The organism is Devosia sp. Root635, from assembly GCF_001427605.1.
Classification (GTDB): domain Bacteria; phylum Pseudomonadota; class Alphaproteobacteria; order Rhizobiales; family Devosiaceae; genus Devosia.
This window is the reverse complement of record NZ_LMGZ01000012.1, coordinates 205,207-232,178: the sequence shown is the minus strand read 5'-3', so window position 1 is coordinate 232,178 and position 26,972 is coordinate 205,207. Positions and strand designations below refer to the sequence as shown.

Genomic DNA, 26,972 nt, shown 5'->3' with positions numbered 1-26,972 from the left:
TGGCACCATCAGGCTCAGGCTCCCGGTGGCAAGGTCCCCAATGTCCGCGCCAGCCCTTCACTATCCTTCTGCGCAAGTCGCTTGGCCGTATCGGCCTCGTAGGCCCGTACGATGCGGCCGACCAGGGCGTGGCGCACCACATCCTTGTCGTTGAAGCGGGAAATATGCACGCCTTCGACGCCGTCGAGTAGATGGACGGCTTCCACCAGCCCCGATTTCTCGCCGCGCGGCAGGTCGACCTGGGTTGGATCGCCAGTGACGATCATCTTGGAATTTTCGCCCAGGCGGGTGAGGAACATCTTCATCTGCATCGAGGTGGTATTCTGCGCCTCGTCGAGGATGACCACGGCGTTGGCCAGGGTCCGGCCGCGCATGAAGGCCAGCGGCGCCACTTCGATAATGCCCGACGTGATGCAGCGCTCGACATTTTCCGGCTTCATCATGTCGTAGAGCGCGTCATAGAGCGGGCGCAGATAGGGATCCACCTTCTCCTTCATGTCGCCGGGCAGAAAGCCAAGGCGTTCGCCGGCTTCCACGGCCGGGCGGGAGAGGATGATGCGGTTGATATCGCCACGTTCTAGCAGCGAGGCGGCGTGGGCCACCGCCAGATAGGTCTTGCCGGTGCCGGCCGGGCCGATGCCGAACACCAATTCGCTCCGCTCCATGGCGCGCATATAGGCGTCCTGCGCCGGGGTGCGGGCGACGATGGTGGATTTGCGCGTGGCGATCTGGGCCATGCGCACCTTGCCCTTGCGCTCCAGCGTCGGCAGGGTGAGCTGGCTGTCCTCGGTCTCGATCATGCGGATGACGCCGTCGACATCGGAAATGTCGATGCTGCGGCCTTCCTCCAGCGAGCCATAGAGCGATTCCAGCACCCGGCGGGACTGGTCGACCGAAGAGGCCGCGCCTTTGAGCAGGACGTGATTGCCGCGGGGGGTGGCCGAAACCTTGAGTCGCTGTTCGATCAGCGCCAGGTTCTGGTCGAAATCGCCATAGAGCTGGGCAGCGAGGCGATTGTCTTCAAAAGCGAGTTCGAGTTGCGATGCGAGTGCGTTGTCTGCGGTCGGTGACAAATGCCTGCTCAAACTGGTGTGGCTCCCATAAGGGGGCGGCGCGGGCGCGCCGCGATGACGACAACGAGGCTAGGATGATTTGGGTCCGCTGTCTGTAGCAATATTGTGACGGCAGGCGGCAACGGCAAGAGCGAGGTGGCTTGAAGAGACCACCAGAAAGTAATACCTTCAGAACAGCATTCCTTACCTTAGGAGAGCACCATGAGTGCAGCAGTCACCAGCAAGGGTCAGGTCACGATCCCCAAGCCCGTGCGCGACCTCCTCGGCATCGAGGCCGGTACGCGGGTGGAATTCCGCCGCAATGACAAGGGTGAGATCGTTCTGAGCCGGGCAGACGGGGCGCAGGCACGGCCGAGCAGGTTTGCCAAATTGCGGGGCAGCGCAAAAACAGACCTCAGCACGGACGAGATCATGGCGATGCTGCGTGGCGAGCCGTGACGCTGGTCGATACCAGTGTTCTTATTGACGTGGCCACCGACGATCCGAACTGGGCGGACTGGTCGCAGCAGAAACTGGAACTTGCCGCGCTTCGCGGGCCACTGCTCATAAACGAAATCATCTACGCCGAGCTCTCGGTCGGATTTGACCGGATTGAAGAGCTGAACGCTTTTCTCGCCGGCGCCGGCATCGAAATGCACTACCTCCCTGCCCCGGCTCTGTTTCTCGCCGGCAAAGCGTTTACGCAATATCGCAGGGCAGGCGGGGCACGATCGAGCATCCTGGCCGACTTCTTTGTCGGGGCCCACGCGGCGACCGCTCAACTGCCGCTGCTGACGCGCGACGCCAGGAAGTATCAGACATACTTTTCCGACATCGAGGTTATCGCGCCTGCCCGCGACTAAGCCGCCTTCAGGCGCCCCACCAGCGAGTTCGTGCTCGTCCCGATGATCTCCACTGGGTGGATCGCCCCGATCAGCTCGGCACTCCCCTCCAGGTGCACGGCCTGCAGATAGGGCGAGCGCCCGCCCACCTGCCCGGCCTGTCTTCCCGGTCGCTCGATCAGCACCGGCAATGTCTTGCCGACGCAGCTCTGGTGGAACGCCGTGGTCTGGGTATTGACCAGTTCCTGCAGGCGGTGGAGGCGCTCGGTCTTGACCTCTTCGGCAACCTGGTCGCCCAGGGTGGCGCCCGGCGTGCCGGGACGGGTGGAGTATTTGAACGAATAGGCCGAGGCATAGCCGACATCGGCGATAATCTTGAGCGTGTCCTCGAAATCCTGGTCGGTCTCGCCGGGGAAACCGACGATGAAATCGCCCGACAGTGCCATGTCCGGCCGCACCGTCTTGATGCGCTCGATGACATCGAGATATTCGGCCGCCGTATGGCGCCGGTTCATCGCCTTGAGGATGCTGTCGCTCCCTGATTGCACCGGCAGGTGCAGATAGGGCATCAGAATATCGAGGTCGCGATGCGCGGCCATCAGCGCATCGTCCATGTCGCGCGGATGGCTGGTCGTATAGCGCAGGCGCTCGAGCCCGCCAATTTCGGCCAGGAGATAGGCCAGCGCGCCCAGCCCCACTGTGCGACCTTTGTCGTCCACGCCGTGATAGGCGTTGACGTTTTGTCCGAGCAGCGTGATTTCCTTCACCCCGGCCTCGACCAGCCCGCGCGCTTCGGCAATGACCTGCGCCACCGGCCGGCTGACTTCGGCGCCGCGCGTATAGGGCACCACGCAGAAGCTGCAGAACTTGTCACAACCTTCCTGCACGGTGAGGAATGCGGTCAACCCGCGCTTGATGGTGACTTCCTTCTTCGCCGCCGGCAGGTGCTCGAACTTGTCTTCCTCGGGGAAGTCGGTGTCTACAACGGCCCGTTTCAGGCTCGGATGCAGGTGTCTTTGGGCTTCGGCCCGTGCCAGCATGTCCGGCAGCCGGTGATAGGCCTGCGGCCCGAAGACCATGTCGACGACAGGGGCGCGGCGGGCGATTTCCTCGCCCTCGGCCTGCGCCACGCAGCCGGCCACGCCGATCATCATGTCGCCGCCAAGCGCCCGGCGCTCATCCTGCAATTCCCTCAGCCGCCCGAGCTCGGAAAATACCTTCTCGGAAGCCTTCTCGCGGATATGGCAGGTATTGAGCAGCACCAGGTCGGCCTGCGCCATGTCGAGCGTGGTCTCGTAGCCGTGCGGCGCCAGCGCATCCATCATGCGGTCGCTGTCATAGACGTTCATCTGGCACCCATAGGTCTTGATGAACAGCTTCTTGGAATTGGCGCGCGTCTCGATCATGCCCGCTCTTACCAGACTTCGAGGTGTGCGGCATAGTCGCTGAAAGGCTCCATCGGAGCCTTTCAAGCCGAGAAAGGCCATGAGGCGGAGCCTGCCCCGGCGAAGGCCGGGGCCCGAATGGCTGCGCCAGACTCAGAGCCTGCAACCTTGCGGCACGCGGCGGGGTTTCTGTAGCAAGCAAGGGAGTTTTCACATGACCCAGACCCACAAGACCGACAAGGCCGCCGCCATGAAGCACGGCAAGAAGCCCGGCCCCAAGGATGCGCCGGTGCAGGTGCGCAATGCCGGCAAGGATGCACAGGCCGATAAGCCCGTTGCATGGGATGAGCAGGACGAGGCCGTGGACGAGAGCTTTCCGGCTAGCGATTCCAGCGCCAAATACTGATCGCCATCCCGCGCGGCGAGGTGCGGGCAAACCCGGACGTGGCATTTCTGCCAGCCTTGTCAAACATTTGCACAAAGACTGCTGCCGCCGCTATCGGGGGGAAGGGGTCTGGCGCTATGGTTGGCTGCGGCTGAACGGCAGAGTGCGATTGCGGCCGCGGAAAGCGCGGCATGGTGGGGGCGACGCGAGACAAGGCGGAGAGGGCCGCACCGGCTATTGGCCGGCGGCCCTGGCCTGTCGTGCTCTATCTTGTCGCCCTGATGCTGGTCATTCTGATCCCGGCGCTGGCGGTATCGCTGGTGCTGCTCAATCGCAACAATGATGCGCAGGAGCAGACGATCCGGGCGCTGACCACCGCGACGGTCGAGGCCATGACCCAGGCCGTGGACAATGAGGTGGGCGGGATGCTCACCACGTTGCGGGTGCTGTCCACTTCCGAATTGCTGCATAGCGGCAGGCTGGCCGATTTCCGCCAGAGGGCCGTGGTGGCGCTCGAACAGATGGGCGCCGACCTGATCGCGCTCGATGACGACCTGGTGGTCATACTCAATACCGACATGCCCTTTGGCACCTCGACGGGGCAGACATCCGATCCGGCCTCGGCCTTGCGGGCGCTCGATGCCGGCGTAGCGGTTTCCAACCTGTTCATCGGCAAGGTAACCGGGCGGGCCCTGTTCAATGTCCTGGTGGCCCTGCCCCGCCAGCCGTCCGGCGTGGCCCTGCTCGGCCTGACGCAGGAGGCGGCGAGGCTGACCCCCGCCCTGCAGGCGCGGCAATTGCCCGCCGGTTGGCACGCCGCGCTGGTGGATAACGGCAATGTGGTGATCGCCGCCACTCCGGAGGCGGAACTGGAACCGGGCACGACGCTGCCGGTACGCCATCCCGTACCCGACGCTGCCCCCGATCAGTGGCGGCGCGAATTGTTCAATGGCAAGACCGTGGTGACGGCTGAGCGCCGGGCGCCGCTCTCGGGGTGGCGCGTCGTGGCCTGGGCTTCGGCCGATATCGTGGGCCGGCCGCTTGATGACAGCCGGCTCTGGCTGGCGGCCTGGGGCGCCCTGATCGCCCTGTTCGCCACCGGCGCGGCATTGCTGATTTCCCAGCGCGTCGCCCGGTCGGTGCGCGGCCTGCGCCGCGAGGCCCAGGCACTCGGCCGGGGCGAGGCCGTGACGCCCAGGGCCTATCCGGTTGCCGAAATCGCCGAAGTGTCCGTCGCTCTGGCCGCGGCCTCGGCCACGCGCCAGGCGGCCGAAAACGAAGTGCGCTTCCTGATGCGCGAACTGGCGCATCGCTCCAAGAACCAGATGACCGTCATTGCCGCCATGGCCAAACAGACCGCCCGCGGCGCCGACGATGTCGACAGCTATGTGCAGGGTTTCGAGCGGCGCATTCTCGGCCTGGCCCGCTCTACCGACCTGCTGCTGGCCCATGGCGTGGCCGGCGTGCTGCTCGGGGAATTGGTGGAAAGCCAGATCACCCCGTTCAGCCCGCCCGACGCGGCGCGGGTCGACGTGGCCGGACCCGTGGTGCGGCTCAACGTGCAGGCGGCCCAGATCATGGGCATGGCGGTGCACGAACTATCGACCAATGCCGTCAAATACGGGGCTTTCGCCGGTGAGCGTGGCACGCTGAAAGTGCGCTGGCGCATTGTCGATCACCGGCTGGACTTCAACTGGCGTGAGACCGTGCCGCAGCTCGCCACTTCAACCGACCGTGTCGGTTTCGGCACCACCGTCCTGCAATCCATGGTCGGCCGCTCGCTGGGTGCCGAAGTGGAGCGGCGTTGCCACGACGACGGCATGGAGTGGCGGTTTCTCATTCCGCTCAGCGCCCTCGACCCGACGGCCGTGCCGGTGCCGACCGAAGAGTCGCCGGCCGAATAAATTCTGGTATTGCGGCGCTGTTTGCACTATAGGGACGCCAGCCTCGGGCCCGCGGGTCCGGCGCATTCACGGCCCCGCCTGGACGACATCCCGGCCGGGGCGACCCGATCCTCCTTTGTAAAGGATATGCCCGATGTCGATTACTGCTGAGCGCAAGACCGAACTGATCCAGGAATACGCAACCAAGCCGAACGATACCGGTTCGCCGGAAGTCCAGGTTGCCATCCTGTCGGAACGCATTGCCAACCTCACCGAACACTTCAAGGGCCATGGCAAGGACAATCATTCCCGCCGCGGCCTGCTGAAGCTTGTTTCGACCCGTCGCCGCCTGCTTGACTACGTCAAGAAGGTCGACGACAGCCGTTACAAGACCCTGATCGAAAAGCTCGGCCTGCGCCGCTAAAGCGCGCAACCGAATTGCGGATGCGGGGATTCATTTCCGCATCTGTCGCCGGCGCCTTGAGATCACGTCAGGGCGAGCCGAAAAGGTCGGTTTTCGAGAACCGGAGCGGAGCGTACATTGGTACGTGAGCACCGGAAGCGCAGAAAACCGGGCTTTGCAGGCCGCTCTCACGTGAAGATCAAGGTGCTGGAAGCGTAGACCGGCGATTGCCGGAGCATGGCAGGATTATTGGCCGCTCCTTCGCCTCACGCTCGCAAAATCATCTGCTTGGTTTTGATCCCGTGAGGCACCCAGACTTCAAGTGTGGGAGCTGCTTGTTGTCTTGCCCATGTTTCGTCACCGCCAGACGTAAACAGCGCCTGATTTTGAGCTTGGACTGCACATGGGGTGCAGAGCCAGGTGCGGGCGCACCGGACGAGTTCGCGGGATTGTCCTACGCCCCGCGTTACCGCTCACCGGCAGAATGGAAAGACTAGATATGTCCACGATCAATTTTGACTACCATAAGGTCGAGCTCAACTGGGGCGGCCAGCCCCTGACGCTCGAGACCGGCAAGATGGCCCGCCAGGCCGATGGCGCCGTGCTCGCCACCCTGGGCGAGACCGTGCTGCTCGCCACCGTCGTCAGCGCCAAGTCGGCCAAGCCGGGCCAGGACTTCTTCCCGCTGACCGTCAACTACCAGGAAAAATACTTCGCCGCCGGCAAAATTCCGGGTGGCTATTTCAAGCGCGAAGGCCGTCCGACCGAGAACGAGACGCTGACCTCGCGCCTGATCGACCGCCCGATCCGCCCGCTCTTCCCCGAAGGCTATAAGAACGAGACCCAGGTGGTCGTAACCGTTCTGCAGCATGACATGGAAAACAATCCCGACGTGCTGGCCATGGTCGCCGCCTCGGCTGCCCTGACCATTTCGGGCGTCCCCTTCATGGGCCCGATCGGCGCTGCCCGCGTCGGTTATGTCGATGGCGAATATGTGCTGAACCTCGCCGTTGATCGTCGCAGCGAGTCCAAGCTCGATCTCGTCATGGCCGGCACCGAAGACGCCGTGCTGATGGTGGAGTCGGAAGCCAAGGAACTGAGCGAAGAAGTCATGCTCGGCGCCGTGATGTTCGGCCATGCCGAAAGCCGCAAGGTCATCCAGGCCATCATCAAGCTGGCCGAACTGGCTGCCAAGGAACCCCGCGACTTCCAGGCCCCGGACTATTCGGCTCTCGAAGCCGATGTGCTCAAGGTTGCCGAAAAGGACCTGCGCGCCGCCTACAAGATCACCGACAAGGCCCAGCGCTACGCTGCCGTCGACGCCGCCAAGAAGGCCGTCAAGGAAGCCTTTGCTGCCAAGGTCGAGGCCGGTGAAGTCTCCGCCGAAGACCTCGGCGAAGTGATCCACAACCTGCAGGCCAAGATCGTGCGCTGGAATGTGCTCGATACCGGCCTGCGCATCGACGGTCGCGATCTCAAGACCGTCCGCCCGATCGTATCCGAAGTCGGCGTCCTGCCCCGCACCCATGGTTCGGCCCTGTTCACCCGCGGCGAAACCCAGGCGCTGGTCGTTGCCACCCTCGGCACCGGCGAAGACGAGCAGTATATCGACTCGCTCGAAGGCACCCAGAAGCAGAACTTCCTGCTGCATTACAACTTCCCTCCCTATTCGGTGGGTGAAGCTGGCCGCATGGGGTCCCCGGGCCGCCGCGAAATCGGCCATGGCAAGCTCGCCTGGCGCGCCATCAATCCGATCCGTCCGTCGGTCGAGGAGTTCCCCTACACGATCCGCATCGTGTCCGAGATCACCGAATCCAACGGCTCCTCCTCGATGGCCACCGTCTGCGGCACTTCGCTGGCGCTGATGGATGCCGGCGTGCCGCTGGCGCGTCCGGTCGCCGGTATCGCCATGGGCCTGATCCTGGAAGGCGAGAAGTTTGCTGTTCTCAGCGACATTCTCGGCGACGAAGATCACCTCGGCGACATGGACTTCAAGGTGGCCGGCACCGAAGCCGGTGTCACCAGCCTGCAGATGGACATCAAGATCGCCGGCATTACCGAGGAGATCATGAAGATCGCCCTCGAGCAGGCCAAGGGCGGCCGCGTCCACATCCTGGGCGAAATGGCCAAGGCCATCACCGCGTCCCGTTCGGAAGTGGGTGAATTCGCCCCGCGCATCGAGACCATGAAGATCCCGACCGACAAGATCCGTGAAGTGATCGGCACCGGCGGCAAGGTGATCCGCGAGATCGTCGAAAAGACTGGCGCCAAGATCAACATCGACGACGACGGCACCATCAAGATCGCCTCGTCGGACGGTTCGCAGATCGAAGCCGCCATCAAGTGGATCAAGTCGATCACCGACGAAGCCGAAGTGGGCGCCATCTATCAGGGCACCGTCGTCAAGACCGCCGATTTCGGCGCCTTCGTGAACTTCTTCGGCGCCAAGGACGGCCTGGTGCATATCAGCCAGCTCGCCGCCGAGCGCGTTGCCAAGACCACCGATGTCGTCAAGGAAGGCGACAAGGTCTGGGTGAAGCTCCTGGGCTTCGACGAGCGCGGCAAGGTGCGACTGTCCATGAAGGTCGTCGACCAGGCCACCGGCAAGGAAATCGCCAGGGGCGAGGAAGCCGCGGCCGAATAAGTCGATATCGGCAGATATGCTGCGAAGGCCCGGAGCGATCCGGGCCTTTTCTATTGTGTTGCGGGCTTGCAACACACCCGGATCATCACATTGCGGAGAGGAACCCTATCCTGGGCTGCCCGTTGGGCGAGTGAGGCTTTCCTGCACTAGCGAACCTCCCGGCCACGGCTTACCCACTGGCCGACCAAGATAAATTGCGTCACCGCTTACCCAGGGAACTGCCTTGCTGTCTCGCCGCCTGTTCATGATCGGCCTGCCCGCCGTCGCTCTCGCCGCCTGCTCCTCCACCCGCACCCCGGTTGTGCAGGAGCCGATGATCGACCCCTATTACCAGCGCATGTATGGCGCCGTGCTCGGTGAACCGCACCCAGTCGCCGCCATGGACCTGCGCCGTGTCGATCCTCAATGGTGGCGCCAGGAAGTGCCCTATATGACCAATGAGCGGCCGGGCACGATCGTTATCGATACACCCCAGCACTTCCTCTACCTGGTGCTCGAGGGGGGCCGCGCGCTCCGCTATGGCATCGGCGTGGGCAAGGACGAATCGCTGGTCTTCCGCGGCACCGCCACCATTGGCCGCAAGGCCCAGTGGCCGCGCTGGACGCCGACCCGCTCGATGATCGCCCGCGAGCCCGACCGCTATGGCCCCTATGCCGGCGGCATGGAGGGCGGCCCGACCAATCCGCTCGGCCCGCGCGCGCTCTATCTCTACAAGAACGGCGCCGACACGCTGTTCCGCCTGCACGGCACCACTGAGCCTTACACTATCGGCACCAATGTCTCCTCGGGCTGCATCCGCCTGATGAACCAGGACATCATCGATCTCTATGCCCGCGTGCCGGTGGGCGCCAAGGTCGTGGTGATCAACGCCTGACCCTCTGCCGGGTCGCTGCCGCGGCAGCGGGGCGCCTTGTTTCGGAATCCGTAGTCACCGAAGCAAAGTTTCCTGCTGCCGCGACAAAGGCCCGGAGATGAAATGAGAAGGCCCGCTCCCGAACAGGGGCGGGCTTTTTGCTGGATACTGGCGCCTTCCCCCGACCACAGTCGCTTCCCGCGGACTTGATCCGCGGGTCTTTCGTCACGCATACCGAACGGAGAGTGACCCGCGGATCAAGTCCGCGGGAAGCGACTGTGGGTGGGAGCTATGTGATCTGCCCAACGAAAAAGGGCGCGGTCTGCACCGCGCCCTTTTCCATCCACGGTCCGAAGCCTTACAGCGTGCGCTGCACCGTTTCGACGCGGAAGCATTCGATGACGTCGCCCTGGCGCATGTCTTCGTAATTCTCGAAGGCCATGCCGCATTCCTGGCCGGTCTGGACTTCCTTGACCTCGTCCTTGAAGCGCTTGAGCGTTTTGAGCTTGCCTTCGTGGATGACGACGTTGTCGCGGATGAGGCGCACGCCGGCACCGCGTTCAACGATGCCTTCGGTGACCCGGCAGCCGGCGACCTTGCCGACCTTGGTGATCTGGAAGACTTCGAGGATTTCCGCATTGCCGATGAAGGTCTCGCGCCGCTCGGGCTTGAGCAGCCCGCTCATGGCGTTCTTCACGTCATCCACGAGGTCGTAGATGATGTTGTAGTAGCGGATTTCGATGCCGTCGCGGGTGGCCAGGTCCGTGGCCTGCTTGTTGGCGCGGACGTTGAAGCCGATGACGATGGCGTTCGAAGCCGAGGCCAGCGTGACATCGGATTCGGTAATGCCGCCCACCGCGCTCATCAGGATTTGCGCCGACACTTCGTCGGTCGAGAGCTTGTTGAGCGACGCCACGATGGCTTCGACCGACCCCTGCACGTCGCCCTTGATGATCAGCGGGAACTTGGCGATGCCGGCCACCTTGAGCTGATTCATCATCTGCTCGAGGCTGGTGGCGCCGCCGCCGGCCGTCTTTTCACGGATGGCGCGCTGGCGATATTCGGTGACTTCGCGGGCCCGTGCCTCTGTTTCCACAACGGAGAAGCGGTCGCCCGCTGACGGCACGCCGGTAAAGCCCAGCACTTCCACCGGAATGGAGGGGCCGGCTTCCTTGACCTGCTCGCCCTTGTCGTTGATCAGGGCGCGCACGCGGGCAAATTCGGTGCCGGCAACCAGGATGTCGCCGATGGCCAGCGTCCCGCGCTGCACCAGCACCGTCGCCACCGCACCGCGGCCGCGATCGAGCTTGGCTTCGATGACCAGGCCTTCGGCGCGCCCGTCGCGGGCCACTTTGAGCTCAAGCACTTCGGCCTGCAGCAGGATGGTTTCGAGCAGTTTGTCGAGACCGGCCTGCGTCTTGGCCGAAACTTCCACGTCCAGCACGTCGCCGCCCATCGATTCCACGAACACTTCGTGCTGTAGCAGCTCGGTGCGGACGCGGGTCGGGTTGGCTTCCGGCTTGTCCATCTTGTTGATGGCCACGATGATCGGAACCCCGGCCGCCTTGGCATGCTTGATGGATTCGATCGTCTGCGGCATCACGCCGTCATCGGCCGCCACCACCAGCACGGCAATGTCCGTTGCCTGGGCGCCGCGGGCGCGCATGGCGGTGAACGCTTCGTGGCCCGGCGTATCGAGGAAGGTGATCTTGCTGCCGTTCCTTTCGACCTGATAGGCGCCGATATGCTGGGTAATGCCGCCGGCTTCACCCGACACCACATTGGCCTCGCGGATCGCGTCGAGCAGGCTGGTCTTGCCGTGGTCGACGTGACCCATGATGGTCACCACCGGCGCACGATCGGTCAGATCCTCGGCCTTGTCGTCCGAGGCGATATCGAACAGCCCCTCTTCGACATCGGCTTCCGACACGCGCTTGACCGTGTGGCCCAGCTCGGTGGCGATCAACTCGGCCGTATCGGCATCGAGCACATCGTTGATCGTGGCCATCTGGCCCTGCTGCATCAGCATCTTGATGACGGTGACGGAGCGTTCGGCCATGCGGTTGGCCAGTTCCTGCACCGTGATGGCTTCGGGAATGGTCACCTCACGGCTGAGCTTGGGCGCATCCTGCTGGTTGCGGCCCATCTTCTTGTCGCGGCGGCGGCGCATGGCGGCGAGCGAAGGACCGCGATCGCGATCGCTCTCGGCGCCGGCATTGGTCACCGTCAGGCGGCCGCGGGCATTGGCGTCGTCGCCGGCACGGCGCGTCGGCCGCTCCGGCGCTGCCCTTGACGCGCGCCGTGCATTTTCGAGTTCGGCCTCGGTCGTCGGACGAACCTGCGGCGCACCGGTGCGGACCTTGCGGCCATCGGCTTCGCTGGGCGGTGCCGGCGGCACATTGCCGATCGGCGCCATGCCCGAGCCGGGCGGACGACGTTCGCCGGCCGGACGGCCGGCTGTGCCCGAAGGACGGGCGCCGGGCGCACCGGGGCGCGCACCGGCGGTGCCCGGACGGATCAGTGCATTGGCGCCGCGTTCGCTTTCGGGGCGGGTATTGCCGCTCGGGCGTTCGCCGGCCGGACGGGTCGGACGCGGCGGTTGCCCGGGACGGCCGGCAACCACGCGCACGCTGGACGGACCGGGATTGCGCTGCGATGCCGGGGTATAGGGCGTTTCGGGCTGTGGATCGGCAGCGGGCGCGGCCTGCGGCGCGGCAGGTTCGGGTGCTGCATTGACGACGGGGTCGGGCGTTCCGCCTTCGGCTTGGCGGCGTTCCTCTTCAGCGCGCTCGGCCTCTTCGCGAATCTGACGGCGGCGCGCATCGTCTTCCATGCGGCGCGCTTCTTCGGCAGCGAAACGTTCCTTGTCCTCGGCCTGGCGGGCGCCGGCCAAAGCCAGCGCCTGACGGCGCGCTTCGGCTTCGGCGGCACTCAGCCCGAGCGGGGCGCGGGGCGCGGGCGCCGGACGGCCGGCAGCGGGACGCTGACCCTGTGTCGGGGCACCGGGCTGCGGCCGATGCGGAGCACTCGGAGCATTGGGCTTGGGAACCAGGCGCGTGCGCTTCTCGACGACAACCGTCGAGCGCGAAGGACCGCGCGACATGCCCGGACGGTTGCCCAGGCCTGGGCCGCCCTTCAATGTCAGCGTCTTCTTCGCGCCAGTGTCGTCGGTGCGCTTGTCGTCGTTATCAGCCATGTATCTCGCGTCTTTCGTCGGTGGCCTCGGGCAAAAGGTCACCGTCAACCGCAAGGCGGTCGGTGTCCTTTTCCGTCGGTTTGGCGGTGTAAAGGGCCAGTCTACGGGCCTTTTCCACTGCCGCTTGGGCTGCCGCCCCTCTCGTGAGGGCAGCATGTATCACATTTTCGAGCCCGAGTGCCAAACCCATTTGCTCTGAGGAGAGCAATTCGAAATGGGGCACTTCGAAGCCGTCTATTTCTTCTTCTGCCGCCGCGTAATGCAGCGCCTTGAGCGGCCCGACCATCTTGCTGCGCCCGTCTTCGGCGGCGTCGGTAGCGGTGATCAGGGCAATCAGGTTGCCCGTCTCGATCAGGCTGCGGACCTTGGTGGCGCCAAAGGTCAGTTGCCCGGCCTTGCGCGCCATGCCCAGCGCATTGAGATACCGCTGTTCCAGCCTGACCTGGGTCAGTCCCGGCAGGTCGTCCGGCAGGCGAACCTCGCTCTTGAGGCTGCGCGCGAACACCTTCTTCCTGACCGCCTCGGCCACCGCATCGCGGCTGAGGCTGATCCACACGCCGCGGCCCTCGGCCTTGGCCTCGGTATCGGGCACCAAAACACCGTCGGGCCCGAGCACGAAACGGATCAGCTCCGCCACGGGCTTTTCAGCCCGTGTCAGCGCGCATATGCGAGTCGTTTCTTCGCGCCGGGCCATCTCTGGTGCCCTCGCCGGGATTCGGCCCTTAGGCCGAAGCCTCTTCGGTATACTCGTCGCCTTCGACCGGCGGCAGGTCTTCTTCGTTGATCCAGCCGGCCTTGATGCGGGCCTGCAGGATCATGTCTTCAGCTTCCTCGCGGCTCACAGGGAAATCCTTGAACGTGCCCTCGAAACGCTTGGTTTCGCCGTCCTTGCGCTCGCTCCAGCCGATCAGGTCGTCCGCGGCGCAGCCGGCAAAGTCTTCCACCGTCTTGATGTCTTCCTTGCCCAGGGCCACCAGCATCGCCGCCGTCAGGCCGGCAATCTCGTAAAGCTCGTCCTCGACGCCGAGCGCCTTGCGCTCTTCGTCATGGGCCTTGTCGATGGCCGCCAGGTATTCGGCAGCGCGGTTCTGGATTTCGCCGGCGGTTTCTTCATCGAACCCGTCGATCGACGCGATTTCATTGGCGTCGATATAGGCCAGTTCCTCAACCGAGGAAAAACCTTCCGAAGCCAGTAGTTGGGCAACCATCTCGTCAACGTCAAGGGCAGCCATGAACAGGCTCGACCGCTCGGTGAATTCCTTCTGCCGGCGTTCGCTCTCTTCCTGCTCGGTCAGGATGTCGATATCCCAGCCGATCAACTGCGATGCGAGGCGCACATTCTGGCCGCGACGGCCGATGGCGAGCGAAAGCTGCTCGTCGGGCACCACCACCTCGATGCGCTCGGCCTGCTCGTCCAGCACCACCTTGGCCACGTCGGCCGGCTGCAATGCGCTGACCACGAGGTCGGCAATCGAATCGGTCCACGGAATGATGTCGATCTTTTCGCCCTGCAGCTCGCCGACCACGGCCTGCACGCGGCTACCACGCATACCGACGCAGGCGCCGACCGGATCGATAGAGCTGTCCGAGGAGGTCACGGCGATCTTGGCGCGCGAGCCCGGATCGCGGGCAATCGAGCGGATGGTGATCACGCCATCGTAGATTTCAGGCACTTCCTGCATGAACAGCTTGGCCATGAACTGCGGATGGGTGCGGCTGAGGAAGATTTGCGGGCCACGCTGTTCGCGGCGCACGTCATAGACATAGGCGCGGACGCGGTCGCCATAGCGGAACATTTCGCGCGGGATCAGCTCGTCACGGCGGATAATGGCTTCGCCACGACCCAGGTCGACAATCACATTGCCATATTCGACGCGCTTGACCGTGCCGTTGACGATCTCGCCGATACGGTTGAAATATTCGTCATACATGCGCTCACGCTCGGCATCGCGCACCTTCTGCACAATGACCTGCTTGGCCGACTGCGCGGCGATACGCCCGAATTCCATCGGCGGCAGCGGCTCGGTCAGGAAGTCGCCGACCTTGGCTTCGGCGGACTTGGCCTGGGCATGCTTGAGCTCGATCTGGCGGCTGGGCTCTTCCACGTCCTCGACGATTTCCAGGAGGCGCCACATACGCGTTTCGCCCGAGCGCGGGTTGATCTCGACCTTGATCTCGGTCTCGGCGCCGTAGCGGCCCTTGGCGGCCTTTTCCATGGCGTCCTGCATGGCCTCGATCACGACCATGCGGTCGATCGACTTTTCGCGGGCAACGGCATCTGCGATCTGCAACAGCTCAAGGCGGTTCGCGCTAACGGCCATTTAGTGGATCTCCTGGGAGTCTTCAGTATCGTCGTATTCGACGGTTTCGGTGTCTTCGTCGTCGATGGGGTGGGCTTCCTGGTCCAGCCGCGCCTTTTCCATCAGCGCATCGGTCATCACCAGCTTGGCTTCCGCCAGGGTGCTGAACAGCAGGCGATGGTCGGGGTCGGTGCCGCCGGGCGCGTCGGGCAGGGTAATGGTCACCGCCTCGTCGTCCACGCCCTTGATGAAGCCGCGGAAGCGCTTGCGGCCATTGATCATGTCGGCCAGTTCGATCTTGGCCTCATGGCCGATATAGCTTTCGAAGTCACGCCGACGCACCAGCGGCCGGTCGATGCCGGGCGAGGAGACTTCGAGGTGATATTCGCGGTCGATCGGATCTTCCACGTCAAGCACCGGCGAGAGGTCTTTGCTCAGCGTCTCGCAATTGACGATGGTGAAGCGCCCGTTTTCGTCCTCGGCCATGATCTGCAGCGTCATGCCGTTTTCCTGGGTGATCTTCACCCGCACCAGGGAAAAGCCCAGGCCATTGGCCACCGGCTCGACGATACGGGAAACCCGGGCTTCCAGGCCCGTTTCCTTGATGTAGCGTTTTTCGGTGAGATCGAAGCTCATCGGCCCCTTCGGTAATAAAAAAGAGCGGGGCCGGGCGGCTCCCACTCTGCAAACTTGCTGAGATGTTGGCGCCTATATAGCGCCGTTGGCCGGATGTGGCAAGGGTAGCCGCAGCGGTGCCACGCCCTCATGGTTCGAGGGTCGCTGCGCTCCCGCCTCACCATGAGGACTACTTCTAGCTAAGATGTATCAGTAGCCCTCATGGTGAGGTGCGCTTCTTCAGCGCCTCGAACCACGAGGGCGTGTCCCTATTTCTCCCAGGTCACGCTGGCCACATCGGCGCCCAGCTCCTCCAGCGCTGCCCGCAGGTCCGCCACCATGGCGTCCGGCCCGCAGAGATAGAAGTGCTGGTTGAAGTCGGCGATATGCTTCTTGAGGAATGCCGTATCGATCCGCTCCTGCAGCATGCCCGACTTGGGATCATCGGTCACCGTCCACAGCGTCTCGAGCCCGTCCATCGCCTCGAATTCGTCGCGCAGGATGATGTCCTTCTCTTCTCTGTTGGAAACGATCAGCCGATTGCCCTTCAATCCGCCCTTGGTATTGAGGTTGCGCAAGATGGCGATGAAGGGCGTCACCCCGGCACCGCCGGCAATGAACGTGCCGGGTCCCTTGTACTGGATCGTGCCCCACACATCGCGCAACAGCAGGTGATCGCCCGCTTCGCAGCCCCAGAGCGCATTGGTGACGCCCGGATGATCGCGATAGCTCTTGATGGTGAATTCCAACGTGGGCTCGTCCATCAGCGAGGTGAAGGTGAAGGGCCGCTTCTTGTCCCCCCAGTCCGGCTTGTCGATGCTGACTTCGGTGGCCTGTCCGGGGCCGAAATGAAAATTCTTCGGCTTTTCGACGCGATAGTGACGGACATTGTGGGTGACCATCTCGGTCTTCAGAATCTGGACGCGCGTGGGCATGGCGATCTCCTTGTGCCTGTTAGACGCGGTGCCGCCGCAATGGTTCCGCCCCACTCGAACGCCCGCGGCGCCTGGGGTCGCTCGCCAGCTACATGGTAGCCTCCGAGAAACCGGGGTTCTCGCAAACGCCTTGATATCCCTGGCAAAACTCTCGCGATGTTCGATCGGACTTCAAGGGCCCGAATAGCTGATATCGCGTCTTGCGGGGACAGTCGGGCAGGATCATTTCCGCTGTGTTCAAACGAAAGGAACACCGAAATGATCAAGAACACCATTATCGCTCTCGTCGCCGCCGCCTCGCTGGGTGGCGCTGCCGTTCCCGCCTTCGCGGCTCCGGCACCTGTTGAAACCAACATCGACACCGTCTTTGGCGGCGGCTCGACCGAGATGCGTGCATTCATCGCTGATTCGGTTCTCAGCCAGCTGCAGCAGAAGGGCGTCAACGCCACCGCCGTCGAAGACTGGAGCGGCCTGATTCGCGCCTATGTCACGCTCGAAGACGGCAGCCAGACCATGCAGTTCTTCAAGCCCGGCTCGCTTGAGCAGGTTCAGCTCTAGGCGTTCTGCCCACGGCGCCGCCGGTTCACCGGCGGCGCCCGTAGCCTATTGGGCGTGCATGAGCCGGATGGCCGGATCGCCGCCCGTCAGGTCGAAGCGGTTGCGGGCCGCCAGAATCTGTTCACGATTGCGATCCGCGAACATCCGCATACTGTCGGCCAGCTCCAGCAATTCATGGCCCAGCTCGGTCAGCGAATAGTCGACGCGGGGCGGAATGGTCGCAAACATCGTGCGGGTAATGAAGCCGTCACGCTCCAGCTCGCGCAGGGTCAGCGTCAGCGTCTTCTGGGAAATGCCACCCGCCCGTTTCAGCTCGTTGAAGCGCAGGGTTTCGGTGCGCAACATGGTGACAATAGTCAGCGTCCACTTGCCGGGTCTGACCATCAGCACATCGTTTTCGTGCCGGTTGGACTTGGACAAACTGGACATGGCGCGCCTCGAAAACATTTTGGGTCGAGGTTCGCATATGGGGCGCGATTGTGACGCTACCAGTGCAGGCGGCCATTAAACTTTGACATGACAGCGATCAAAGTGGGTGACTAAACCCGTGTGAAGCTGAAATAAAAGCTCACTAGGCGCCCTTCACGGCGCGCTTTCTGCTCATAGCGCGTCGCCTGCCAGCCGGGATAGGGCTGGTGCCAATCGCCCGGCTTTTCCGGCGCAAACCGGAAGCTCGGTGCCCGCACGATATGGGCCAGGGTCCAATCGGCATAATCCTCGATATCGCTGGCAAAGTGGAACTGCCCGCCCGGCCGGATTACCCGCGCCAGCTCGCCTAGTGTGGTCGGTGAGACAAACCGCCGCTTGTGATGGCGCGTCTTGGGCCAGGGGTCGGGATAGAGCAGATAGATTTCATCCACCGAGGCATCGGGCAGCTCCAGCAGCAGCTTGAGCGCATCGTCGGTAAAGAGGCGGATATTGCTCAGGCCCTCCGCGGCGATGGTCTGTACCATCTTGCCGATGCCGCCGGTAAACACCTCGCAGCCGATATAGCCGGTGTCGGGATGCCGCCCGGCCTCCAGCGCCAGGTGCTCGCCGCCGCCATAGCCGATCTCGATGATGATGCGTTCCGCATCGGGAAACAGATCGCGCGGATCGAGCTTGCCAGTCAGCTCGATTTCCAGCGCGGGCAGGGTGGCGTCGAACACCGCCTGCTGCCCGCCATGCAGTTTCTTGCCCGACCGCCGCCCGAAAAAGGCGCGCGGCTCCCCCGAACGGGTCTTGGGGAGTTGATGGTCTGGCTTGGTCATGGCTGCAGCGCTCGATAAACGCGTCGGATAATGGGGCACGATAGCCAATCCCCACCGGCGCCTCCCGCGGACTTGATCCGCGGGTCACTATCAGCACGGCACACGCGACGAAAGACCCCCGGATCAAGTCCGGGGGAGGCGATTGTGGGTGGGAACAGCCTTACGCCTACTTCACCGCAGCCTTGAGCGCCCCGACCAGGTCGGTCTTTTCCCAGGAGAAACTGCCGTCGCGGCCGGCCTTGCGGCCGAAATGGCCATAGGCGCTGGTCTTGGCATAGATGGGCTTGTTGAGGTCGAGATGGGTGCGGATGCCGCGCGGCGTCAGGTCCATTACCTTGCCCAGAGCCGTTTCCACCACTGATTCCTCGACCTTGCCGGTGCCATGCAGGTCGACATAGATCGACAGCGGCTGCGCCACGCCGATGGCATAGCTGAGCTGGATCGTGGCGCGATCGGCCAGGCCCGCGGCGACCACGTTCTTGGCGAGATAGCGCGCCGCATAGGCTGCCGAGCGGTCGACCTTGGTCGGATCCTTGCCTGAAAAGGCGCCGCCGCCATGCGGGGCCGCACCGCCATAGGTATCGACGATGATCTTGCGGCCGGTCAGGCCCGCATCGCCGTCGGGGCCGCCGACCACGAATTTCCCGGTCGGATTGATGTGCCAGACCGTCCTGGCATCGATCCAGCCTTCCGGCAGCGCTTCGCGGATATAGGGCTCGACGATGGCGCGCACATCGGAAGAGGTCAGCGTTTCGTCCAGGTGCTGGGTCGATAGCACGATCTGGGTCACGCCCACCGGCTTGCCCTCTTCGTAGCGTACCGTGACCTGGCTCTTGGCATCGGGCCCCAGCTTGCCCGCCGGGCCGTGATTGGCTTTGCGCGCCGTGGTCAGGGTCTCGAGAATCTTGTGGGCGTAGTAGATCGGCGCCGGCAGCAGTTCGGGGGTCTCGCGGCTGGCATAGCCGAACATGATGCCCTGGTCGCCCGCGCCCACATCCTTGTTGCCCGCTTCGTCGACGCCCTGCGCGATATCGGCCGACTGGCCATGCAGCAGCACGTCGATCTTGGCCGTCTTCCAGTGGAAGCCCGCCTGCTCGTAGCCGATGCTGCGGATGGCCTTGCGCGCCGCCGACTTGAACTTGGAAGGATTGACCACCGGTGCGCCGGACTTGTCGAGTAGCACCTTGCCGTCCTTGCCCTTCTTGAGCAGGGTTTCGGGCACGCGCACTTCGCCGGCGATGATCACGCGATTGGTAGTGGCCAGCGTCTCACAGGCAATGCGCACTTGGCTGGCATCCATGCCTGCCTTCTTGGCCTCCCGGAATACCAGGTCGACGATTTCATCGGAAATCCGGTCGCAAACCTTGTCCGGATGCCCCTCGGAAACCGACTCGGAAGTGAAGAGATAAGAAGACCGCGCCAACCGAAAATCCCCTGAATCTGTCAAAAAACGCTCAAAATGAGCCATTCCGGGGTGTTTGTGACACTCCGAGCCGCCGCGGTCAAGCGGGATATAAAGAAAGCTTTATGCCTTCACGCACCGTTTTGAAGCATGGTTTGGTGCGCGTGCTCGCCGGTGGGAAGGGAATGCCACGGCTTCCCCCAACCACAGTCATCTCCGCGAAAGCGGGGACCCATCCTGAGATGGGTGAGCGTGCTCGATGGAAAACGTGATCCACCTTGCGGTTGTGGTGCGGATCTCAGGATGGATCCCGGCTCAAGGATGGGATGACATCTGGTTGGGGAAACGCGGGGCCGCCAGCAAGACCAAAAACCAAAACCCGGCCACAACATCTGTCGTGACCGGGGTCCCAAAACTTGGTGCCCAGAAGAGGACTCGAACCTCCACACCTTGCGGTACACGGACCTGAACCGTGCGCGTCTACCAATTCCGCCATCTGGGCAAGCGCGGTGTAACTAGGGTGAGCGCCGGGCGATGTCAACCGGGTTTGTTGCCGGTCTCACCAGTTTGCGCCGTCCCAGTGCTTGATGGCGTTGCGGTCCACCGCCACCGGCGGCTCGAGGCAGTTGACATTGACCATCACCGTCTCGGCGCCCTTGCCATCATGGCCGCGCGCGAAGGATTCCACGCCGCAGGTCTTGCAGAACAGATGGTCGATATTTTCGGTGTTGAACTGATAGGTCGTGAGGTTGTCCGCGCCGCTGGTGAGCGTGAACTGGCTGGCCGGTGCCGATTGCAGCACCCAGCCCAGGCGTCGGCAGCGTGAACAGTTGCAGTCGCCCATCGAGCCGAGATCGGTGGTCACATCATATTGCACCGCGCCGCAATGGCATTGGCCGTGATAGGTCTTGCTTTCAGGCATGGATCGCCCTCCTTTTGATTGACTGGAACGAAACAAGAACTTTTGCTGGCGTGTGTCAAGCCGATTCCCGCGGCCGGCCCTCGACAGCGGCGGCGGCCTTGGGATAGAAGCGGAAACGAACGACGCCTGTTGCCGGAGCCCATGATGGACAGAATCGAACCCAAACTCGTCACCATTTTCGGCGGTTCGGGCTTTGTCGGCACCCAGATCGTGCAATTGCTGGCCAGGAACGGCCATCGCATTCGCGTCGCCGTGCGCCGGCCCGACCTTGCCGGGCATACCAAGATGTTCGGCAGCGTCGGGCAAATCCAGCCGATCCAGGCCAATGTGCGCAATGCCGCCTCGGTCCGCCGCGCCGTTGAAGGCGTCGATATCGTCATCAACCTGGCCGGCGTCGGCTTTTCGCGCGGCGCGCAGACCTTTGAGGCGGTGCATGTCGATGGCGCGGCCCATGTGGCCGAGGCCGCCAGGGCCGCCGGCGTCTCGACACTGGTGCATATGTCGGCGCTGGGGGCCGACCTGGCCGCCGGTGTCAGCGCCTATGCCGCCAGCAAGCTGGCCGGCGAAGCCGCCGTGCTCAAGGCTTTTCCCAATGCCGTCATCATGCGCCCCTCCATCCTGTTCGGGCAGGACGATGGCTTCTTCAACCTGATGGGCGCGCTGGCGCGCCTGCTGCCGGTGCTGCCGCTGATATCGGGCGATAGCCGCTTCCAGCCCGCTTATGTCGGCGACGTGGCCGAGGCCTTTGTCCGGGCCGCCGAAAGCCGGGTCAAGACCGGGCGCATCTATGAGCTGGGCGGGCCGCAGGTCGAGACCCACAAGGCGCTGCTCGCCCGCGTGCAGCGCGAAGCCGCCCGCAACCGCCCCACGCTGCCACTGCCGGCCGGTCTGGCCAAGCTGCTGGCGCTGCCTTTCGCCATCCTGCCATTTCCGCCCTTGCTGACCGGCGACCAGGTCGAGCTGCTCGGCGTCGATAATGTCGTCTCCGACGCGGCGATCAAGGACAAGCGGACTTTTGCCGCCTTCGGCATCACGCCGACGGCGATGGACGCCATCCTGCCCACCTATATGTATCGCTATCGCAAGCACGGCCAGTTCGACCGGGACAACGCTCCCGCGCCGATCCTCTAGGGTTTCAACAGCGTCGCAATATTGTCCCGTTCGGCACAGCCGGGCGGGATTTTTGTTGCCCGTCGGACGCAGACAAAACAATCGTAAGATATATCTTGAAACCGCCACAAGCGGCACCGATATGCCACACCAATGTAACGTAAGATATATCGGAGACCCATCATGAGTGGATATTGGAGAAATGGCGAACCCAACTGGCGCCGCATGGAAGCCATGGCGCGTCGCGGCTGGGGGCGCTTTGCCGCGGGCGTCGAAAGCGGCGAAGGCTGGGGCAATATGGCCGGCAATCTGCGTGTCGGGCGCATGCTGGCCTCGGGCGACCTGCGGCTGGTCGCGCTCTACCTGATCGAGCAGCAGCCGCGCCACGGCTATGACCTGATCAAGGCGGTCGAGGAAAAATCGGCCGGCTTCTATACGCCCAGCCCCGGCATCGTCTATCCGGCGCTGACCTTCCTCGAAGAGGCCGGTTTCGTGACTTCGGAGGCCGATGGCAACAAGAAGCTCTATACCATCACCGACGAGGGCCGGAGCCATCTGGCCGATAACCGGGAGTCCATCGAATCGACCTTGGCTTTCCTCGCCAAGGCGGGTGAGCAGATGAACCGCTTCCGCGAATTCGCCAAGGCCGACTGGCCGTTCGGCCGCGAGGACGGCCCCGATTTCGGCAACCGCCCGCCCCATCGCGGCCACGGTCCCGGCTGGGCTCCGCGCCCCGATGATGCGGACCGCGACCTCCGCGACGTGGTGCCCGAGCTCAACGACGCCCGCCGCGCGCTCAAGGCCGCCATCAAGAAGGCGCGCAAGGGCAATGAAGATCAGCAGCGCCACGCTGCGGATATCCTCAAGCGCGCCGCTACCGAAATTGAAGCACTGGGCGACGACGACGTCGATATCTGAACCCTGGAGGCGGCGGGCCGCCGCCTTCTTTTCCGCATTATCGCTGACAAGGCTCTTCGCAGCCAAGCACTAACATGTTAGTGCTTGGCCATGCAGCAAGCCACCATCATCCCCGATTCCGTCCAGCCCTCCGCGCCCGATCGCCAGGCCGCCGGGGAGCGCGTCGCCGCCCGCCTCAAGGGTCGGGTGCGCGGCGCCATCCACACCGATCCATTGATGACCTATGCCTGGAGCGGCGATGCCAGCTCCTACCGGCTGATCCCGGCGGTAGTGGTCTTCATCAATTCCGAGGACGAGGTACGCGCGGTGATGGCGGCGGCGCGGGCCGAGGCCCTGCCCATCACTTTCCGGGCGGCGGGAACCTCGTTGTCCGGCCAGGCCGTGACCGATGGCGTGCTGGCGGTGCTGGGCGATGGCTGGCGCAAGCTCGACATCCATCCCGGCGCCGAACAGATCACGCTGGGCCCCGCCATCATCGTCGCCAATGCCAACCGGGCATTGAAGCCCTTCGACCGCAAGATCGGGCCGGACCCGGCGAGCCAGGCCACCTGCAAGATCGGCGGCGTGGTCAACAACAACTCGTCCGGCATGTGCTGCGGCGTGGCGCAGAATACCTACCACACCATGGCGCGGCTGCGCATCGTGCTGACCGATGGCACCATGCTCGATTCGGGCGATGCGGCCAGCCGTGACGCGTTCCGCATCAGCCATGCGGCGATGCTGGAGGGCCTGCATCGGCTGCACCACGACGTCATGGGCGATGCCGAGCTGGTGGCGCTGATCCGGCACAAATACCGCATCAAGAACACTGTCGGCTATTCGCTCAATGCCTTGGTCGATTATCACGACCCGCTCGATATCCTCATCCACCTGATGGTGGGTTCGGAAGGCACGCTCGGCTTCGTTTCCGAGGTGACCTATAACACCGTGCCCGAGCATCCGTTCAAATCGACGGCCCTGGTACCGTTCCCCGATCCGCAATCGGCGGGGCGGGCGATCATCGAAATGGCCAATGGCGGCGTGCAGGTGACGACAGGCGTCACGGCGGCCGAATATATCGAGCGCCGCGCGCTGGCCACGGTGGAGCATCTGGGGCCGATGGCGTCGCTATTGCCCTGGCTCACCGAAAATTCTCCGGCCGTGCTGATCGACGTCACCGCGCCCGATGCAGCGGCGCTCGAGGTGGAAGTTGCCAAAGCGGTGGAGTTGCTGACGCGCCACGGCGCCACCCAGGTCGATTTTTCCAGCGACGAAGCCCGTAGCCATGCGCTCTGGGATATCCGCAAGGGCTTCTTCGCCTCGGCCGGCGCCGCCCGCCCCAAGGGCAGCATCATGCTGACCGAGGACGTCGCCGCGCCCATCGAGCGGCTGGCCGATTTCGTCGTCGACCTGCGCGCCATGCTTGACGCACACGGCTATGAGGATGCGGTGATCTTCGGCCACGCTTTGGCGGGGAACCTGCATTTCCAGATGGGCGACGACTTTTCCAAGCCCGGCTCGGCCGAAAAGTTCGACGCCTTCTCCAAGGCCCTGAGCGACCTCGTCTCGGTGCAATATGGCGGCTCGCTCAAGGCCGAGCACGGCACCGGCCGCGCCATCGCCCCCTTTGTCGAGGCCGAATGGGGGTCCAAGGCCTATGCGCTGATGCACCGCATAAAACACCTCTTCGATCCCGAGGGGCTGCTCAATCCGGGCGTGCTGCTCAACCCGGATGACAAGGTGCATATCAAGCATCTGAAACTCATGCCGTTGGCCGACGAACTGGTCGATCTCTGCATCGAATGCGGTTTCTGCGAACCGGCCTGCCCCAGCCACCAGATGACCCTGTCGCCGCGCCAGCGCATCGCCGTCACCCGCGAGCGCGAACGCCTGCGCGCCAGCGGCGAAGACCCTGATCGCCTCAAGCGCCTCGACGATGACTTCCAATATGCCGGGCTCGATACCTGCGCCGCCTGCAATCTCTGCTCGCTCCGTTGCCCGGTCGGCATTGAGACCGGCACGATGATAACAGGCCAGCGCGGGCAGAGGCGGGGCGCCACGGCCCGTTCCGTGGCCGGCTTTGCCGCCGATCATCGCGGCGCGGTGGAAACCATGATGCGCGGCGGCGTCGCCCTGGCCGATGCAGCCCGGACCATCATCCCCGCCCCGGCGGTGGAAGCCATTTCCGATACGGCGCGGCGGTTGACCGGTACCCGCGTGCCGCGTGTCTCCCGCACCCTGCGCCACGGTCCGGGCGCACCCAGCGCTAAAAATAGCCAGACCGGGCGCCCATCCATCGTCTATTTCCCCTCTTGCGCCACCCGCATGTTCGGCGCGCCGAAAAGCGCGTACAACCTGCTTGCCGTACCCGATGCCATGCTGGCTTTGCTGGAGCGGGCCGGTTTCGACGTCATCGTGCCCGACCACCTCAACGGCCAATGCTGCGGCCAGCCCTTCCAGTCCAAGGGTTTTCCCGAACAGGCCGCCGCTGTGGGCGGCGACCTCAAGCGTGAACTCTCGGCCCTTTCCGATGCCGGCCGCCTCTCTGTCGTCACCGACGCTTCGACCTGTGCCAAGCATCTGCGTGAATTCCCCGGCGATGCCCCGGTGCTGGATTCCGCGCAATTCCTGCTGAGCCACGTCCTGCCCCGGCTCACCATCAGCCAGAAGCTCCCCGTCGTGGCCGTGCATCACAATTGCTCGGCCCAGCGTCTCGCCGAACAGCCGATGACCGAAGCCCTCGCCCGCGCCTGCGCCCACCAGGTCGCGGTACTCTCCTCGGTCACCTGCTGCGGCTATGCCGGCGACAAGGGCCTGTTCTTCCCCGAGTTGAACAAGCACGCAACGCGGTTCGCCAAAGCAGATATTCCGGAGGGATGCACGCTGGGGGTTTCGACGGTCTCGACCTGCGCCTCGGGATTGAGCGAGCATGCCGGGGTACCCTTCGTGGGGCTGGCGAGCCTGCTGGAATGGGCGAGCCGGTAAGCAGCCGGCTTCACAGTCGTCTCCCTCCCCCTTGCGGGGAGGGATCAAGGGTGGGGGAGGAGCCGGGCGGTGCGTGGGATGGATGGTGCTTGCTCCCAACGTCCGTGGCAGCTACCGAACCCCAGCAGGCCCCGGACATCCATGACAACAACCGCCACCATTTCCAGCCTCGGCCACAAGGGCGAGGGTGTCGCCGAGGTCAAGGGCCGCAAGGTCTTCGTACCCCTGGCGCTGCCGGGGGAGACCGTCGAAATCGAAGCCGAAGGCGATCGCGGCACATTGCTGCGCGTGGTGACCCCGGCACGCAATCGCATCGAGCCGTTCTGCCCGCATTTCGGCGCCTGTGGCGGCTGCCAGCTCCAGCACATGGATCGGGCCAGCTACGAGGCCTTCAAGATCGGCCTGGTGGAAACGCCGCTGCAATTTGCCGGGATCGACGCCAAGGTGTCCCGCTTCATCGATGCTTCGGGGGCGGGGCGGCGGCGGGCAACCCTCCATGCGCGACAGGAAGGCGCCGGCTATATGCGGCTGCGCAGCCATGAAGTGCATGATCTCGACGCCTGCCCCATCCTGGCGCCGGCTTTGGCCAGGGCACCGGACATTGCCCGCGCGGTGATGCAGGCGGTGGGCGAGGCCGATGTGAGTTTTACCGCTACGCTTGTTGGCCTCGATGTCGCCATCCGCACCGAGAGAAAGCAAGCCCGCGTCGATCGCGTCGCGCCGCTGGTTGCCCGGTTCCGGCTGGCGCGGCTGGCGCTGAACGGCGAAATGGTGTTGCAGGCCCAGCCGCCGATTGTGGCGATGGGCAAAGCCAGGGTGGAACTGCCGATCGGCAGTTTCCTGCAGGCGACGGAAGCGGCCGAAAACGCCCTGGCGGACTATGTGCTTGCTGCCGTGGGCAAGGCGAAGACCGTGGCCGACCTGTTCTGCGGCGTCGGCCCCTTCGCCCTGCGGCTGGCCGAACAGCGCCCGGTCTTTGCCGCCGACAGTGACAAGGCCAGCATTGCCGCGCTCGACAAGGCGCGGCGCTTCACCAAGGGGCTGCGGGAAATGACGGCCAAGGCGCGCGACCTGTTTCGCGATCCCCTGACCCGGTTCGAGCTGCCCTATGAGGCGGTGGTGCTCGATCCGCCGCGAGCCGGGGCCGAGGCGCAGGTCCGGGAACTGGCCGTTTCCAAGGTCAGGACCGTGGTTATGGTCGCCTGCGATAGCAGGACCTTCGCCCGCGACGCGGCCATTCTCATCGCCGGCGGCTATGCCATGAGCGACCTCGTGGCGGTGGATCAGTTCACCCAATCCACCCATATCGAAATTACTGCCACATTTCGGCGCTAAGTCACGATTGACGCGGTCAG

23 protein-coding genes and 1 tRNA gene are annotated in these 26,972 nt (G+C 64.2%); 12 read left to right on the top strand and 12 right to left on the bottom strand.

Annotation, left to right across the window (positions count from 1 at the left end):
• Positions 1–14: 14 nt before the first annotated feature.
• Positions 15–1,073 (bottom strand): PhoH family protein, encoded by a 1,059-nt coding sequence (locus tag ASD80_RS07780; RefSeq protein ID WP_244488960.1) that lies wholly within the window; start codon positions 1,071–1,073, stop codon positions 15–17.
• 201 nt (positions 1,074–1,274) lie between these two features.
• On the opposite strand from ASD80_RS07780, the gene ASD80_RS07775 reads away from it, so the two are divergent.
• Together ASD80_RS07775 and ASD80_RS07770 are read left to right on the top strand one after the other, a co-directional pair.
• The gene (locus ASD80_RS07775; RefSeq protein ID WP_056230975.1) at positions 1,275–1,511 is read left to right on the top strand and encodes an AbrB/MazE/SpoVT family DNA-binding domain-containing protein; all 237 of its coding nucleotides are present in this window, start codon (positions 1,275–1,277) and stop codon (positions 1,509–1,511) included.
• Positions 1,508–1,915, top strand: coding sequence for a type II toxin-antitoxin system VapC family toxin (locus tag ASD80_RS07770; RefSeq protein ID WP_056230974.1), 408 nt, complete (start codon positions 1,508–1,510; stop codon positions 1,913–1,915). Before ASD80_RS07775 ends, ASD80_RS07770 begins: the two co-directional genes overlap by 4 nt.
• Here the strand turns inward: ASD80_RS07770 and miaB are convergent.
• On the bottom strand, positions 1,912–3,300 hold the full coding sequence (miaB, locus tag ASD80_RS07765) for a tRNA (N6-isopentenyl adenosine(37)-C2)-methylthiotransferase MiaB (RefSeq protein ID WP_056230972.1): 1,389 nt from the start codon (positions 3,298–3,300) through the stop codon (positions 1,912–1,914). The genes ASD80_RS07770 and miaB overlap by 4 nt on opposite strands.
• Before the next feature lie 193 nt (positions 3,301–3,493).
• Here miaB and ASD80_RS07760 point away from each other — a divergent pair, with 193 nt between their 5' ends.
• The 5 genes from ASD80_RS07760 to ASD80_RS07740 all read left to right on the top strand — a co-directional run bounded on the left by ASD80_RS07760 (position 3,494) and on the right by ASD80_RS07740 (position 9,468).
• The gene (locus ASD80_RS07760) at positions 3,494–3,685 is read left to right on the top strand and encodes a hypothetical protein (RefSeq protein ID WP_056230970.1); all 192 of its coding nucleotides are present in this window, start codon (positions 3,494–3,496) and stop codon (positions 3,683–3,685) included.
• A gap of 170 nt (positions 3,686–3,855) precedes the next feature.
• Complete coding sequence (locus ASD80_RS07755; protein WP_082555135.1) at positions 3,856–5,568, top strand: sensor histidine kinase; 1,713 nt, start codon at positions 3,856–3,858, stop codon at positions 5,566–5,568.
• Between the two features lie 133 nt (positions 5,569–5,701).
• Positions 5,702–5,971, top strand: coding sequence for a 30S ribosomal protein S15 (gene rpsO, locus ASD80_RS07750; RefSeq protein WP_056230966.1), 270 nt, complete (start codon positions 5,702–5,704; stop codon positions 5,969–5,971).
• A 478-nt stretch (positions 5,972–6,449) separates the two neighbouring features.
• A complete protein-coding gene (gene pnp, locus ASD80_RS07745) occupies positions 6,450–8,594 on the top strand; it encodes a polyribonucleotide nucleotidyltransferase (protein ID WP_056230964.1) in 2,145 nt (714 codons plus the stop codon).
• Positions 8,595–8,838: 244 nt separating this feature from the next.
• Positions 8,839–9,468: a L,D-transpeptidase gene (locus tag ASD80_RS07740; protein WP_056231365.1), complete on the top strand. Its 630-nt coding sequence runs from the start codon at positions 8,839–8,841 to the stop codon at positions 9,466–9,468.
• Between the two features lie 337 nt (positions 9,469–9,805).
• Here ASD80_RS07740 and infB read toward each other — a convergent pair whose 3' ends face one another.
• The 5 genes from infB to ASD80_RS07715 form a co-directional block, all read right to left on the bottom strand.
• The gene (gene infB / locus ASD80_RS07735) at positions 9,806–12,643 is read right to left on the bottom strand and encodes a translation initiation factor IF-2 (RefSeq protein ID WP_056230963.1); all 2,838 of its coding nucleotides are present in this window, start codon (positions 12,641–12,643) and stop codon (positions 9,806–9,808) included.
• Positions 12,636–13,337 (bottom strand): RNA-binding protein, encoded by a 702-nt coding sequence (locus tag ASD80_RS07730; RefSeq protein ID WP_056230961.1) that lies wholly within the window; start codon positions 13,335–13,337, stop codon positions 12,636–12,638. Before ASD80_RS07730 ends, infB begins: the two co-directional genes overlap by 8 nt.
• A gap of 28 nt (positions 13,338–13,365) precedes the next feature.
• Positions 13,366–14,964: a transcription termination factor NusA gene (gene nusA, locus ASD80_RS07725; RefSeq protein WP_056230959.1), complete on the bottom strand. Its 1,599-nt coding sequence runs from the start codon at positions 14,962–14,964 to the stop codon at positions 13,366–13,368.
• Positions 14,965–15,579, bottom strand: a complete 615-nt coding sequence (gene rimP, locus ASD80_RS07720) for a ribosome maturation factor RimP (RefSeq protein WP_056230958.1) — start codon at positions 15,577–15,579, stop codon at positions 14,965–14,967. It lies immediately after the preceding gene.
• Between the two features lie 248 nt (positions 15,580–15,827).
• The gene (locus tag ASD80_RS07715) at positions 15,828–16,493 is read right to left on the bottom strand and encodes an FAD-binding oxidoreductase (protein WP_056230956.1); all 666 of its coding nucleotides are present in this window, start codon (positions 16,491–16,493) and stop codon (positions 15,828–15,830) included.
• Positions 16,494–16,751: 258 nt separating this feature from the next.
• On the opposite strand from ASD80_RS07715, the gene ASD80_RS07710 reads away from it, so the two are divergent.
• Positions 16,752–17,051: a hypothetical protein gene (locus ASD80_RS07710; protein WP_056230954.1), complete on the top strand. Its 300-nt coding sequence runs from the start codon at positions 16,752–16,754 to the stop codon at positions 17,049–17,051.
• 45 nt (positions 17,052–17,096) lie between these two features.
• Here ASD80_RS07710 and ASD80_RS07705 read toward each other — a convergent pair whose 3' ends face one another.
• The 5 genes from ASD80_RS07705 to ASD80_RS07685 form a co-directional block, all read right to left on the bottom strand.
• Complete coding sequence (locus ASD80_RS07705; RefSeq protein ID WP_156460370.1) at positions 17,097–17,480, bottom strand: winged helix-turn-helix transcriptional regulator; 384 nt, start codon at positions 17,478–17,480, stop codon at positions 17,097–17,099.
• A gap of 110 nt (positions 17,481–17,590) precedes the next feature.
• On the bottom strand, positions 17,591–18,301 hold the full coding sequence (gene trmB / locus ASD80_RS07700) for a tRNA (guanosine(46)-N7)-methyltransferase TrmB (protein WP_056230951.1): 711 nt from the start codon (positions 18,299–18,301) through the stop codon (positions 17,591–17,593).
• Between the two features lie 166 nt (positions 18,302–18,467).
• A complete protein-coding gene (gene metK, locus ASD80_RS07695) occupies positions 18,468–19,724 on the bottom strand; it encodes a methionine adenosyltransferase (RefSeq protein WP_056230948.1) in 1,257 nt (418 codons plus the stop codon).
• Between the two features lie 396 nt (positions 19,725–20,120).
• Positions 20,121–20,205, bottom strand: a tRNA-Leu gene (locus ASD80_RS07690).
• A 57-nt stretch (positions 20,206–20,262) separates the two neighbouring features.
• Entirely contained in the window at positions 20,263–20,625 is a 363-nt protein-coding gene (locus ASD80_RS07685; protein WP_056230944.1) for a GFA family protein, read from the bottom strand.
• A gap of 144 nt (positions 20,626–20,769) precedes the next feature.
• Between ASD80_RS07685 and ASD80_RS07680 the strand changes: the two genes are divergently transcribed.
• The 4 genes from ASD80_RS07680 to ASD80_RS07665 all read left to right on the top strand — a co-directional run bounded on the left by ASD80_RS07680 (position 20,770) and on the right by ASD80_RS07665 (position 26,952).
• Positions 20,770–21,756 (top strand): complex I NDUFA9 subunit family protein, encoded by a 987-nt coding sequence (locus ASD80_RS07680; protein WP_156460369.1) that lies wholly within the window; start codon positions 20,770–20,772, stop codon positions 21,754–21,756.
• A gap of 162 nt (positions 21,757–21,918) precedes the next feature.
• Positions 21,919–22,653 carry a PadR family transcriptional regulator gene (locus ASD80_RS07675; RefSeq protein ID WP_082555134.1) on the top strand — a complete coding sequence of 245 codons (735 nt, stop codon included), beginning with the start codon at positions 21,919–21,921 and terminating at the stop codon, positions 22,651–22,653.
• Positions 22,654–22,743: 90 nt separating this feature from the next.
• Positions 22,744–25,617, top strand: a complete 2,874-nt coding sequence (locus tag ASD80_RS07670; protein WP_082555133.1) for an FAD-binding and (Fe-S)-binding domain-containing protein — start codon at positions 22,744–22,746, stop codon at positions 25,615–25,617.
• 141 nt (positions 25,618–25,758) lie between these two features.
• Positions 25,759–26,952: a class I SAM-dependent RNA methyltransferase gene (locus ASD80_RS07665; RefSeq protein ID WP_056230942.1), complete on the top strand. Its 1,194-nt coding sequence runs from the start codon at positions 25,759–25,761 to the stop codon at positions 26,950–26,952.
• Positions 26,953–26,972: the final 20 nt, after the last annotated feature.

Bases quoted from the DNA above. Each gene is read 5' to 3' on its own strand.
- rimP (WP_056230958.1), bottom strand. From the start codon at position 15,579: ATGAGCTTCGATCTCACCGAAAAACGCTACATCAAGGAAACGGGCCTG.
- trmB (WP_056230951.1), bottom strand. From the start codon at position 18,301: ATGACCAAGCCAGACCATCAACTCCCCAAGACCCGTTCGGGGGAGCCG.
- ASD80_RS07740 (WP_056231365.1), top strand. From the start codon at position 8,839: ATGATCGGCCTGCCCGCCGTCGCTCTCGCCGCCTGCTCCTCCACCCGC.
- ASD80_RS07685 (WP_056230944.1), bottom strand. From the start codon at position 20,625: ATGCCTGAAAGCAAGACCTATCACGGCCAATGCCATTGCGGCGCGGTG.
- ASD80_RS07715 (WP_056230956.1), bottom strand. From the start codon at position 16,493: ATGCCCACGCGCGTCCAGATTCTGAAGACCGAGATGGTCACCCACAAT.
- ASD80_RS07670 (WP_082555133.1), top strand. From the start codon at position 22,744: ATGCAGCAAGCCACCATCATCCCCGATTCCGTCCAGCCCTCCGCGCCC.
- ASD80_RS07730 (WP_056230961.1), bottom strand. From the start codon at position 13,337: ATGGCCCGGCGCGAAGAAACGACTCGCATATGCGCGCTGACACGGGCT.
- ASD80_RS07775 (WP_056230975.1), top strand. From the start codon at position 1,275: ATGAGTGCAGCAGTCACCAGCAAGGGTCAGGTCACGATCCCCAAGCCC.
- pnp (WP_056230964.1), top strand. From the start codon at position 6,450: ATGTCCACGATCAATTTTGACTACCATAAGGTCGAGCTCAACTGGGGC.
- ASD80_RS07755 (WP_082555135.1), top strand. From the start codon at position 3,856: ATGGTGGGGGCGACGCGAGACAAGGCGGAGAGGGCCGCACCGGCTATT.
- infB (WP_056230963.1), bottom strand. From the start codon at position 12,643: ATGGCTGATAACGACGACAAGCGCACCGACGACACTGGCGCGAAGAAG.
- ASD80_RS07665 (WP_056230942.1), top strand. From the start codon at position 25,759: ATGACAACAACCGCCACCATTTCCAGCCTCGGCCACAAGGGCGAGGGT.
- miaB (WP_056230972.1), bottom strand. From the start codon at position 3,300: ATGATCGAGACGCGCGCCAATTCCAAGAAGCTGTTCATCAAGACCTAT.
- ASD80_RS07710 (WP_056230954.1), top strand. From the start codon at position 16,752: ATGATCAAGAACACCATTATCGCTCTCGTCGCCGCCGCCTCGCTGGGT.
- ASD80_RS07705 (WP_156460370.1), bottom strand. From the start codon at position 17,480: ATGTCCAGTTTGTCCAAGTCCAACCGGCACGAAAACGATGTGCTGATG.
- ASD80_RS07760 (WP_056230970.1), top strand. From the start codon at position 3,494: ATGACCCAGACCCACAAGACCGACAAGGCCGCCGCCATGAAGCACGGC.
- rpsO (WP_056230966.1), top strand. From the start codon at position 5,702: ATGTCGATTACTGCTGAGCGCAAGACCGAACTGATCCAGGAATACGCA.
- ASD80_RS07680 (WP_156460369.1), top strand. From the start codon at position 20,770: ATGGACAGAATCGAACCCAAACTCGTCACCATTTTCGGCGGTTCGGGC.
- ASD80_RS07675 (WP_082555134.1), top strand. From the start codon at position 21,919: ATGAGTGGATATTGGAGAAATGGCGAACCCAACTGGCGCCGCATGGAA.
- nusA (WP_056230959.1), bottom strand. From the start codon at position 14,964: ATGGCCGTTAGCGCGAACCGCCTTGAGCTGTTGCAGATCGCAGATGCC.